Source organism: Brevibacterium linens ATCC 9172, assembly GCF_900169165.1.
Classification (GTDB): domain Bacteria; phylum Actinomycetota; class Actinomycetes; order Actinomycetales; family Brevibacteriaceae; genus Brevibacterium; species Brevibacterium linens.
On sequence record NZ_FXYY01000008.1, the window covers coordinates 127697 to 139151 of the forward strand.

Consider the following 11455-nt stretch of genomic DNA (forward strand, 5'->3'; position numbering starts at 1 on the left):
AGCGTTGTACGACATCGCAGCCTCGGGCAGGGAACTGGGTCTGCCCGCACCGGCAGATCGTTTCCTCGATCGCGAACTCAGCTGGCTGGCCTTCAACGAACGCGTCCTCGACCTCGCCTCGGATCCGGAGATCCCGCTGCTCGAACGCGTCCGGTTCCTCTCGATCTTCGCGACCAACCTCGACGAGTTCTTCATGGTCCGCGTCGCCGGCCTCAAACGCCGCATCAACACCGGACTGGCCGTGCCCAGCGTCACCGGCCGCATGCCCGCGCAGGTCATGCACGATATCGGAGTGCGCGCATTCGAACTGATGAGCCGGCACGCCGCCCTGCTCAAAGACGATATCGGGCCCCGCCTCGACGCGGAATCGATCACGAAGGTCCAGGTCGAAGACCTCACCGAGGATGAGCGGCACCGCGTCGACGAATTCTTCTTCGGCCACGTCTATCCCGTCCTCACCCCGCTGGCCGTCGACCCGGCCCACCCGTTCCCCTATATCTCGGGCCTCTCGCTCAACCTCGGTGTGCTCCTGCGCGCGCCGGAGACGGGCAAGGAGTTCTTCGCCCGCGTCAAGGTTCCCCCGCGTCTGCCCCGGTTCTTCAACGTCGCCGAGGCGACCGACCGACCCGCCGGACGCGACGTCCCCGCCCGCTTCGTCGCCCTCGAGGACATCATCGCCGAGCACCTCGGCACCCTCTTCGACGGCATGGAGATCGTCCACCATTCGACGTTCCGCGTCACCCGCAACGAGGACCTCGAGGTCGAGGAGGACGATGCGGAGAACCTGCTCAAGGCACTGGAGAAGGAGCTCCTGCGCAGGCGCTTCGGTCCTGCCGTGCGGATGGAGATCACGGAGAACATCCACCCCCGGGTCCTCGAGATGCTCAAGGACGAACTGGGCATCCACGATTCGGAGATCTACCACCTGCCCAGCCCCTTGGACCTGTCGGGCATGTCCGATATCGCCGATGTGCCGCGCGATGACCTGCACTATCCGAAGATGGTCCCGCAGATGAACAAGGACCTGTCGCTGCGGGAGTCCAGCGACCAGGTCGACGTCTTCGACGCCGTCGCCAGCCGGGATATCCTGCTGCATCACCCCTACGATTCGTTCTCCACGAGCGTGCAGGCCTTCCTCGAGCAGGCCGCGTCGGACAAGAACGTGCTGGCGATCAAGCAGACGCTCTACCGCACCTCCGGAGATTCGCCGATCATCGACGCCCTCGTCGATGCCGCGCAGTCCGGAATCCAGGTGCTCGCCGTCGTCGAGATCAAGGCTCGGTTCGACGAGGAGGCCAACATCACGTGGGCCCGCAAACTGGAGCGCGCCGGCGTCCACGTCGTCTACGGAATAGTCGGGCTCAAGACGCATGCGAAGCTCTCCCTCGTTGTCCGCCAGGAGGCCGACGGGCTGGCCCGGTACTGCCACGTCGGCACCGGCAACTACCATCCGAAGACCGCCCGCGGCTATGAGGACTTCGGACTGCTGACGCGCGATCGGGCCGTCGCAGATGATCTGACGAAGCTGTTCAACCAGCTCTCCGGCTACGCACCCAAGTCCGAATACTCCCGGTTCCTCGTCGCTCCCAGCACTGTGCGCACCGGGCTCATCGACCTCATCGACTCCGAGATCGCGATCGCACAGTCCGGCGGACAGGGACAGGTGCGGATCAAGGTCAACTCGATCGTCGACGAGGCCGTCATCGATGCCCTCTACCGGGCGTCGCAGGCCGGGGTCACCGTCGAAGTCTTCGTCCGCGGGATCTGTGCCCTGCGCCCGGGCATCGCAGGTCTGAGCGAGAACATCACCGTGCGTTCCGTGCTCGGACGCTTCCTCGAACACTCCCGCGCCTTCGTCTTCGGCAACGGCGGCGACCCGATCGTCTACATCGGTTCGGCCGATATGATGCACCGCAACCTCGACCGACGGGTCGAAGCACTCGTGCAGATCGTCGACGACGGTCACCGGGCGGAGATCATCGCACTCTTCGATCTCGCCTTCGCCCCGACCACCTCGGCGTTCGACCTAGCCGGCGACGGCCGATGGGCACGGCGGACCCACGACGACGAGGGCAACCTCCTCGGCGACTATCAGACGGAGCTCATCCGTCGGCACCGGATACGCCGGCGAATCGGGGATGAGGCGTGAGTCAGTCCGAGGTCGCCTCGGCACAGGCGTCATCGCGCGTGAGCGCCGATGTCCTTGCGGCCGGGGCCGTGTGCTGGAGGCAGGGCCCGAAAGGACTCGAGGTGGCACTCATCCACCGCCCGAAGTACAACGACTGGTCGTGGCCCAAAGGCAAGGTCGACCCGGGCGAGACACTGCCGGAGGCCGCGATCCGCGAGGTCAAGGAGGAGACGGGCTTCGACATCCACCTCGGCATCCCGCTCCCCTCAGCCGAATACACGGTCGGCAGGAACACGCTGAAGAAGGTCTTCTACTGGTCGGCCGAAGTCAAGGACGAGGCTGACTTCGCCCCGCTGAACGCTCGGGAGGTCGACACTGCCGCGTGGTTCCCAGTCGACAAGGCGCGGGCGAAGCTGACGTCGTACTCGGATCGGGAGCAGCTCGACGCTTTGGAGAAGTTCGCTGAGACGGACGCGCTGCGGGCGTGGCCGCTCATCCTCGTCCGCCATGGGAAGGCGTTCCCGCGTGCGAAATGGTACGAGACCGAGCACGTGCGTCCGCTGCTCAAACTCGGCACCCGACAGGCCATGGCGCTGACCGGTCTGCTGGGTGCCTGGGGTGTCCGCAAGCTCGCCTCGAGTCCGTGGAAGCGGTGCATGGCGACGCTGACCCCGCTGTCCGCGGCGACGGGAAAATCGATCAAGAAGGTGTCGACGCTCAGCGAGAAGGCGACCGCTGCGAATCCGGACAAGACCGTCCGCTATATCGAGAAGCTGCTGGCAAAGGGCAAACCGATCATCTACTGCACGCACCGGCCGGTGCTGCCGACGATCTTCTCCGTCTACGCCGCCCATTCCCCGAAACGTGTCGAGGCGAAGCTGCCGAAGGACGATCCGTACCTCAAACCCGGCGAGGTCCTCATCGCCTATGTGCGCCCCGGACCGGTGCCGCGCATCGTCGAGATCGAACGCGTCCGCCCCATCGACAGTTGATCGGGGTTCGCAGCCACGGCGGGCCGCCTCGGTGAGGGACTGCCGGTCCCGACAATGATCCTTTCATGAAAACGGCGCGGGCTGTGATCGAGCACTCACGGCGGTTCCAACCCTTCGCCGCTCGTTCACCTGCCATTCACGTTCCAACTCCTTGCACTTCACGCGTGATCCTTAGCGTGGATGACGAGCAATCGAGAACTCTCGAGCTGTGTCCACAAACATGAAAGGCATCTACGTGAAGATGAAGCATCTCGCCCCCTCCGCTGCGATCCTCGCGGTCGGCGCCATCACCCTCTCGGCCTGCGGCGGTCAGTCCGCCACCGGTGAAGAGGCCTCCGGCGGCAACAGCGACCTGCAGGGCACCCTGACCGGCATCGGCGCCTCCTCGCAGAAGGCCGCCATGGATGCCTGGACCGCGGACTTCACCTCGCAGAACTCCGGTGTGACCGTCAACTACTCCCCCGACGGATCGGGTGCCGGCCGTGAACAGTTCCTCGCCGGCAACGCGCAGTTCGCCGGCTCCGATGCCCACCTCGACGATGACGAGGTCAAGGCCGGAGAGGAAGCCTGCGGCGCCGAGGGAGCCTACGAGTTCCCCGTCTACATCTCCCCCATCGCCGTGACCTTCAACGTCAAGGGCGTCGACGAGCTCAACCTCTCGCCCGAGACGATGGCGAAGATCTTCAAGGGCGACATCACCAACTGGAACGACAAGGCCATCAAGGCCGACAACCCGGACGCCGACCTGCCGGATCTCAAGATCACCGCCGTTCACCGTGCCGATGATTCGGGCACCACGGAGAACTTCGCCGAGTACCTCAAGGCCGCCGCCGAGAAGGACTGGGACGCCGAGGTCGACGGCAACTTCCCGAAGGAGTACGGCGGCGAGGCTGCGCAGGGCACCGACGGTGTCATCCAGACCGTCTCCGACACCGACGGAGCCATCGGCTACGCGGATGCCTCGGCCGTCGGCGAACTCTCCACCGCCAAGGTCAAGGTCGGCGACGAATTCGTCGAGCTCTCCCCGGAAGCCGCGACCAAGGTCGTCGACGCCTCCGAGAGGGTCGAAGGCCGCAGCGAAGGCGACCTCGCCTTCGATCTGGCCCGCGACACCACCGAGTCCGGTGCCTACCCGATCGTGCTCGTCTCCTACCACCTCGTCTGCTCGTCCTACAAGGACCAGGAGACCGTGGACATGGTCAAGGCCTGGGAGAAGTTCGTGGTCTCGGAAGAGGGACAGAAGTCCGCAGCCGATTCCGCCGGGTCCGCACCCCTGTCGGACGACCTGCGCAAGCAGATCGAAGAAGTCATCGACTCGATCAAGGTTGAAGGCTGATTTCAGCCTCTGACCTGGAGAAATAGCCAGTCGGGAGCGGCGCAGAACCCCTGCGCCGCTTTTCCGCGCCTGTGGAACCGCACCGGTTTCACCACAAGTCACACGAGGAGTACTTGTGCCGATCAGCACAGAGACAACTGAGCCAGGCCCCACAGGGCCGGGCTCCACGTCCGAGTCCGGGCAGAAGCCGCCGCAGAGCCCCGCCTCTCGGCAGCAGAAGGCAGTCGTCCGGCCCGGCGACCGCATCTTCTCCGCCGCCACACTCATCGCCGGCATTCTGATCCTGGTGATCCTCGCCGGAGTCGCCCTGTTCCTTCTGGCGCAGTCGAAGGACACCATCGCCGCCCAGATCAGCGATCCCTCACAGATCACGGGCGGCAAGGGATTCTTCTCCTACGTCTGGCCGCTGGTCATCGGCACGCTCATCTCCGCAGCCATCGCACTGCTCGTTGCCACTCCCTTCGCTCTCGGCATCGCGTTGTTCACCACGCACATGGCCCCGCGCAGGCTCGCCCCTATGCTCGGGTACGTCATCGACCTCCTCGCGGCCATCCCCTCGGTCGTCTACGGTCTGTGGGGCATCGCCCTGGCCGGCAACCTCACCGGCTTCTACCTGTGGCTGTCGACCTGGTTCGGCTGGATTCCGATCTTCGCTCCCGGGGCGGACGGGTCGGTGTCGCAGACCGGGCGCACAATGCTCACCGCCTCGCTCGTGCTCTCGATCATGATCCTGCCGATCATCACCTCCCTCACGCGCGAGATCTTCCTCCAGACCCCGCGGCTGCAGGAAGAGGCGGCCCTGGCACTCGGCGCCACCCGCTGGGAGATGATCCGCATGGCCGTGCTGCCCTTCGGTAAGTCCGGCATCGTCTCGGCCACCATGCTCGGGCTCGGACGCGCGCTCGGCGAGACCATGGCCGTGGCCATGATCCTCTCACCCGGCGTCCTCACCGCGTCGCTCGTCGTCAGCGGCAACCAGACCATCGCCTCCGAGATCGCGCAGAACTTCCCCGAGGCCGCGGGTCTGCGCCTGTCCGAACTCATCACGGTCGGCCTCGTGCTCTTCGTCATCACCCTGTTGGTGAACATGGGAGCCCGCGCGATTGTCGCCCGCACCTCGGTGAAGGGAAGTTGAGACCAATGACCACCATGAACACCACCACCGAGGCGGCTGCTTCGAAACCCGCGAAGCTGACCTCCAAACAGCTGCCGAAGGCGACCCCGTGGATCGTCGCCATCGCGTCGATCCTTGTGGCGATCGTCATCAGTTTCATCGCGTTCGGCGGCTTCAACATCCCCGTGGTGGCCGTCCTCGCCGGACTCATCAACGCGGTCGCCGTCTTTGCGGTCTCCGCGTCCTACGAAGGTCGCCGCAAGGCCGTCGACCGGATCGCGACCACCGTCGTGACCTCGACGTTCGTCCTCGCATGTGTTCCCCTCGCATCGCTGCTGTGGCTGACGGTGTCCAAGGGCGGGTCCGCCATCAGCGGCGATCTGCTCACCCGCACCATGCTCGGCATGAAGGGCGTCCTCGACCAGCAGTACGTCGCCGGTGAGGCCTCTCTGGCCGGTGGTTTCTATCACGCCATCGTCGGCACCGTGCTCATCACGCTCGCCGCCTGCATCATCTCGATCCCCATCGGCGTGCTCACCGCCATCTACCTCGTCGAATACGCCGGCAAGAACCGCCTGGGCAAGGCCATCACCTTCCTCGTCGATGTGATGACCGGCATCCCCTCAATCGTCGCCGGTCTCTTCGCCTTCGCTCTGTTCTCGACCATCGCCGGATTCTTCTCACCGGACTCCGTCGGCAGCGCGAAGACCGGCTTCACTGCGGCGGTGGCGTTGTCGGTGCTGATGATTCCGATCGTCGTGCGCAATACGGAGGAGATCCTCCGCCTGGTGCCGATGGACCTGCGCGAGGCCTCCTACGCTCTGGGCGTGCCGAAGTGGAAGACGATCGTGAAGATCGTTCTGCCCACCTCGGTGTCGGGAATCCTCTCCGGTGTCACCATCGCCATCGCCCGCGTCATCGGTGAGACCGCCCCCATCATGGTCACCGCCGGGTTCGCGAAGACACTCAACTGGAACCTCTTCTCCGGTTGGATGTCGACGCTGCCGACGTTCATCTACGACTCGCAGCTGCGCCCGGTCTCCCCGGGAGCCGCTGCCCTGGCCAGCTCGGAGCGCGCTTGGGCAGCAGCCCTCGTGCTCGTCGCCCTGGTCATGGTCCTCAACCTGCTCGCCCGCATCATCGCGAAGGTGCTCGCGCCGAAGGCCGGCCGCTGACCGGCGACTGCCCGCAGACTTCCAGACTCACCCATTTCCACGGATAGGAAACACAATGTCCAAGCAGATCGACATCAAGGATCTCGACATCTTCTACGGCGACTTCCGCGCCGTCGACGGAGTGGAGATGCAGATCAAGCCGCGCTCCGTCACTGCCTTCATCGGCCCGTCCGGCTGCGGCAAGTCCACGGTGCTGCGCACGCTCAACCGCATGCACGAAGTCATCCCCGGCGCCAGCGTCTCCGGTGAGGTCCTCATGGACGGCACTGACATCTACGGCGCCGGCGTCGACCCGGTCAACGTCCGCCGCGAGGTGGGTATGGTCTTCCAGCGGGCGAACCCGTTCCCGACGATGAGCATCAAAGAGAACGTGCTGGCAGGCGTGCGTCTGAACAACCGGCGCCTGTCGAAGACCGAAGCCGACGATCTCACCGAGCGCGCCCTGCGCGGCGCGAATCTGTGGAACGAGGTCAAGGACCGTCTCAACCTGCCCGGTTCGGGCCTCTCCGGCGGTCAGCAGCAGCGTCTGTGCATCGCTCGTGCCATCGCCGTCGAGCCCGAGGTCCTGCTCATGGACGAACCGTGCTCGGCTCTCGACCCGATTTCGACCCTGGCGATCGAGGATCTCATCAACGACCTCAAGGACAAGTACACGGTCGTCATCGTCACGCACAACATGCAGCAAGCTGCTCGTGTGTCCGACAAGACCGCGTTCTTCAACATCGCCGGCACCGGCAAGCCCGGAAAGCTCATCGAGTTCAGCGAGACCTCGACGATCTTCTCGAACCCGGACAAGGAAGAGACCGAGAACTACATCTCCGGTCGCTTCGGATGATCTGACCGCGCGGCGAACGCCCCGGCGAACCCTTGAGTGGGTACGCCGGGGCTGTGTCGTTGGCTGGACTCCCTGTCGACTGAAGGTCCGTGGTCAGGTCTCCCGCCGGAGGCGCCTGACTGGAAGCGTCCTGCCCTTCGCCATGTCATCGAAAGGCGAGGCAGGCCGCTCGGACTGTTCAGATCCCAGTCGGTGCACCGCCGACGCTGCCGTCGAAGGGCGCGCGGAAAGCGCGGACGAACTCCGGCACCAGGGACTCGTCGCCGTCGACCGTCACAGTTTCTGCCGCCACGGCCGCCTCCGCGTCGCCGTCGGCGAGGAGTCCACGCAGGCCCGGCCCACCGATGAAGAGCTGCGCGGTCGGATCGGCGCCTTCGCCCACGCTCACTCCCGACTCGTTCACCTCAGCGTGAGCGACTGCCGGGCCTGCCGTCACTTCGACACTGAACGGGCGCACTTCAACCTCGGTTCGAGAGGTGAGAAGCGCGGCCGCCAAGGAACTGTCTGTCGGGATCTCGCCTTCCCGCGGAGCGTCCATGCGGCGTGAGCCCCAGCGGCCGAGCTCGATGAGCACCGGACCGAGATCCGATCCGTAGTCGCTGAGGCGATAGACGACGCTGCGCCCATCGATGCTGCGTTCGACGATCTCGGCAGATTCGAGTTCGCGCAGTCGCGTGGTCAGGAGGTTCGAGGGGATGCCGGGGTTTCCCTGCCGAAGGTCGTTGAAGCGCTTCGGACCGACGAGGAGATCGCGGAGGAGGATGAGTGACCACCGCTCCCCCAACACCTCGGCTGCCCGAGCCAGCCCGCAGTACTGTCCGTACGATTTCATGGTTGACAGCTTAGCAATTGCAGTTCACTATTAAAACTACAGTTCACTTTTTGAACTCTTATGGACGACGAGGGCCAGGCCCGCACGAAACTCAACGGCCCACACTGCACTCAATGAGGAGATCACCATGCCCCGCACCGTCATCGCCGCACTGTTCCAGTCACTCGACGGGATCGCATCCGATCCATTCAACTTCCAATTCGACTCCTTCGACCAAGAGATGGGCGAGTGGATGACCACTGCCATCGAAGGCGTCGACGACTGCATTCTCGGCCGTGTCACCTATCAGGAGTGGGAGGGCTACTGGCCGAAACACACAGAAGGCGAGGACGCCCCGTTCGCCGACTTCATCAACTCGACTCCCAAGCACATCGCCTCGACAACGCTGTCGCAGGCCGACCTCCGGTGGGAGACCTCGATGCTCATTCAGGGCGACCTCGTTGACGTCGCTCGCGACCTCAAAGCGGGCGACGGCGGCAAGATCGCCGTCGAAGGGTCGATGTCGATCGTCCGGCAGCTCGTCGAAGCGAACCTCGTCGACGAACTGACCGTGGCCATCCACCCGGTCGTCGCCGGCAGCGGAAGGTCCCTCTTCGAGGGAGGAACGACGACGAGGTTGGTGCTCAAGGATATGCAGCGGATCAGCAAGGGCAACCTGCTGGCCACCTACGGTCCGTTCGCAGACTGACCTCACGGCGCCCCGGAACGGCACCAAGCGTGCCTGCCGCGAAGAATTTCTGCCCGCTCACCCATCCGGCGACGGCCCGGCTCCGAATCGACGAGTACAGAGAACATCTCGTCGAAAGGACTGTCATGACCACGCCAGACTCCGCCTCTCATTCCGAGCCGCTGCTCGCGAAGCCCCATGCCGGACGCACCCCGGTCCAACTCGTCGCCGGCGTCTTCGGCGCCGTGTTCCTCCTGGTCGGAATCTTGGGCTTCGTTCCGGGAATCACAGCGAACTTCGACACCATCATGTTCGCCGGGCATCATTCCGAAGCGGCACTGCTGGGGATCTTCCAGGTCTCCGTGCTCCACAATGTCGTCCACCTGCTCTTCGGAGTCGCCGGTCTGCTGGCTCTGCGATCGCGCGGACTGGCGAAGAGCTATCTCATCGTCGGCGGCATCATCTATGCGGTGCTGTGGATCTACGGTCTCATCGTGCCGATGGAATCGATGGGCAACTTCGTGCCGCTCAACACCGCTGACAACTGGCTGCACTTCGTGCTCGCGGTGGCAATGGTGACGACCGGCATCGTGTTCGGTCGCCGCTCGCGTCCGTGAACCCGCGCTGAATCGATCCGTCGTCGGCGGTCGCCGGGCTCTGGGCTCCAGCTGAGGGGCTCAGAGCCCGGCGGCCGCCTTGACGATCCACCCGAGCAGCACGGCCAACAGTGCGGCGGCCGGGATCGTCAGCAGCCAGACGCCGAACATCGGCAGGAAGTATCTCGCTCTGGCGTGGCCCTTGCGTCCGGCGTATTGGGTGCCGAGGATCGATGAGCCGAGCACGAAGGTCAACGACACAGGAACACGCATGATCAGGGCTGCGGTGTACATGAGGATCGCGGCCGCGCCATCGGCGATGGAGGATTTGAGTGGGTCGAGGCCGACCATGCGCACGGACAGCGTCTGGACCACTCGCCATCCGCTCAGTCCGGTACCCAGAGCCAGTGCCGCGGCGATGAGGAGGCGCACCGGCCAGGAGATCTCGACGACGGAGAGGACATCGTGCGGTTGAGTGTCGACCGCGAGAATGCCGACCATGACCAAAGCCGCGACCTTCTGCGCGTCCTGGACTCCGTGGACGAGCGACAGAGACGCGGTGAGCACCGAATCGACCATGCGTGCGCCCCGGAACAACGGCTTCGGTGGGGTGGACGCGAGTGACTTCGACAGGATGAGCGTGAGCACCCACGCGAGGATGAAACCGAGGATGGGTGAGAGCACCAGCGGCCACACGACGTTGTTCATCGCATGCTCGGCGTTGACGGAGAAGCCGAAGACGATTCCCGCACCGAGCAGGCCGCCGATGAGACAGTGAGTCGACGACACCGGCAGCGCAAGGTAGTAGGTGAACAGACTCCACGTCGTCGCCGCCACGAAGGCGATGATCAAGGTGGTGAGAATGAGGTCGGTCGAACCGGAGAACAGCACGATCTGGTTGGCCACCACGATGGCGATTCCCTCACCGAGGAGCGCACCGATGAAGTTGAAGACGACGGCCAGGCTGAGCGCCCACCCGGGTCGCATCGCCCGCCCGATGACCGCATTGCCGACGGTCAGGGCAGCGTCGTGGAATCCGTTCGAGCCGGCGAAGATCACCGCGGCGACGATGACTGCCGCCAAGAGCAGCTCCACGGACTACGACTCCTTGATCGCGATAGCCGCGACCACCTTGCCGAGCTCGGTGAACCCATGTGCGGCCCGGACGAAGGCTTGCCCGAGTTGAGACACCGCCGCCATATAGGTCAGTCCCCGTTTGGAGTTCGGAACCGCGTCCGACATCCGCCACTGCAGGCTCTCGACCTGGTAGGTCAGCCGGTTGATCGCGTCGACGTAGTCCCACTGGTCGAGCTTGCCCGGCAGTCGGGTGATCATCCGCGAGGTGTGGTCCGTCTGGTTCGACAGCACGGCCAGGGTCTCGGGGACGCCGGACGGCAACGGGTCGAAGGCTCCGGAGGCGAGAACGTATCCGACTCCGTGCAGCCGGTGGCAGATCTCGCGCATATGGTGGCTGAGCAGGTAGAGGTCGTTGCGGTCGAACGGGGTGATGTAGTTCTCGCGCAGCGCACGCAGCATCGCGCCCATGTCTTCATCGGCCCTGTCCCCGATCTCGCGGAGGCGGTCGGCGACGTCGCGTCGTTCGCTGATTTCGATTCCGGAGAGTTCGGCGAGAACCAGGTTGCACTGACGCATCTGAGAGACGAGATCGGACAACCGCTCATAGAACACCTTGTCCTGCGGTACCCGCTTGAGCCGCATGCGATCCTCCTGCCCGGGGCCCGGACAAGCCGGACGAATATGCATGATGTCTCAATGATAT

At 64.7% G+C, this 11455-nt stretch carries 11 protein-coding genes; 8 read left to right on the top strand and 3 right to left on the bottom strand.

Translation table 11 applies throughout. From position 1 onward, the window contains the following. Positions 1-4: 4 nt before the first annotated feature. The 6 genes from BLIN9172_RS08565 to pstB all read left to right on the top strand — a co-directional run bounded on the left by BLIN9172_RS08565 (position 5) and on the right by pstB (position 7580). Entirely contained in the window at positions 5-2149 is a 2145-nt protein-coding gene (locus tag BLIN9172_RS08565) for an RNA degradosome polyphosphate kinase (RefSeq protein ID WP_240812068.1), read from the top strand. Next, complete coding sequence (locus tag BLIN9172_RS08570; protein WP_101554676.1) at positions 2146-3120, top strand: NUDIX hydrolase; 975 nt, start codon at positions 2146-2148, stop codon at positions 3118-3120. Before BLIN9172_RS08565 ends, BLIN9172_RS08570 begins: the two co-directional genes overlap by 4 nt. Positions 3121-3355: 235 nt before the next feature. Beyond that, positions 3356-4456: a phosphate ABC transporter substrate-binding protein PstS gene (pstS, locus tag BLIN9172_RS08575; protein WP_101554714.1), complete on the top strand. Its 1101-nt coding sequence runs from the start codon at positions 3356-3358 to the stop codon at positions 4454-4456. A gap of 244 nt (positions 4457-4700) precedes the next feature. Further along, on the top strand, positions 4701-5591 hold the full coding sequence (gene pstC / locus BLIN9172_RS08580) for a phosphate ABC transporter permease subunit PstC (RefSeq protein WP_101554715.1): 891 nt from the start codon (positions 4701-4703) through the stop codon (positions 5589-5591). Positions 5592-5605: 14 nt separating this feature from the next. Further along, entirely contained in the window at positions 5606-6745 is a 1140-nt protein-coding gene (gene pstA / locus BLIN9172_RS08585; RefSeq protein WP_101554716.1) for a phosphate ABC transporter permease PstA, read from the top strand. A gap of 55 nt (positions 6746-6800) precedes the next feature. Beyond that, positions 6801-7580 carry a phosphate ABC transporter ATP-binding protein PstB gene (gene pstB / locus BLIN9172_RS08590; RefSeq protein WP_101554677.1) on the top strand — a complete coding sequence of 260 codons (780 nt, stop codon included), beginning with the start codon at positions 6801-6803 and terminating at the stop codon, positions 7578-7580. 178 nt (positions 7581-7758) lie between these two features. Here the strand turns inward: pstB and BLIN9172_RS08595 are convergent, their stop codons facing one another. Then, a complete protein-coding gene (locus tag BLIN9172_RS08595; RefSeq protein WP_101554678.1) occupies positions 7759-8412 on the bottom strand; it encodes a winged helix-turn-helix transcriptional regulator in 654 nt (217 codons plus the stop codon). 127 nt (positions 8413-8539) lie between these two features. Between BLIN9172_RS08595 and BLIN9172_RS08600 the strand changes: the two genes are divergently transcribed. Together BLIN9172_RS08600 and BLIN9172_RS08605 are read left to right on the top strand one after the other, a co-directional pair. Then, a complete protein-coding gene (locus BLIN9172_RS08600; RefSeq protein ID WP_101554679.1) occupies positions 8540-9100 on the top strand; it encodes a dihydrofolate reductase family protein in 561 nt (186 codons plus the stop codon). Positions 9101-9225: 125 nt separating this feature from the next. Further along, a complete protein-coding gene (locus BLIN9172_RS08605) occupies positions 9226-9696 on the top strand; it encodes a DUF4383 domain-containing protein (RefSeq protein ID WP_101554680.1) in 471 nt (156 codons plus the stop codon). Positions 9697-9756: 60 nt separating this feature from the next. On the opposite strand, the gene BLIN9172_RS08610 is transcribed toward BLIN9172_RS08605, so the two are convergent. After that, a complete protein-coding gene (locus BLIN9172_RS08610; RefSeq protein ID WP_101554681.1) occupies positions 9757-10770 on the bottom strand; it encodes an inorganic phosphate transporter in 1014 nt (337 codons plus the stop codon). A gap of 3 nt (positions 10771-10773) precedes the next feature. Further along, complete coding sequence (locus BLIN9172_RS08615) at positions 10774-11394, bottom strand: DUF47 domain-containing protein (protein WP_101554682.1); 621 nt, start codon at positions 11392-11394, stop codon at positions 10774-10776. Positions 11395-11455: the final 61 nt, after the last annotated feature.

Bases quoted from the DNA above. Each gene is read 5' to 3' on its own strand.
- BLIN9172_RS08595 (WP_101554678.1), bottom strand. From the start codon at position 8,412: ATGAAATCGTACGGACAGTACTGCGGGCTGGCTCGGGCAGCCGAGGTG.
- BLIN9172_RS08605 (WP_101554680.1), top strand. From the start codon at position 9,226: ATGACCACGCCAGACTCCGCCTCTCATTCCGAGCCGCTGCTCGCGAAG.
- pstB (WP_101554677.1), top strand. From the start codon at position 6,801: ATGTCCAAGCAGATCGACATCAAGGATCTCGACATCTTCTACGGCGAC.
- BLIN9172_RS08615 (WP_101554682.1), bottom strand. From the start codon at position 11,394: ATGCGGCTCAAGCGGGTACCGCAGGACAAGGTGTTCTATGAGCGGTTG.
- BLIN9172_RS08600 (WP_101554679.1), top strand. From the start codon at position 8,540: ATGCCCCGCACCGTCATCGCCGCACTGTTCCAGTCACTCGACGGGATC.
- pstA (WP_101554716.1), top strand. From the start codon at position 5,606: ATGAACACCACCACCGAGGCGGCTGCTTCGAAACCCGCGAAGCTGACC.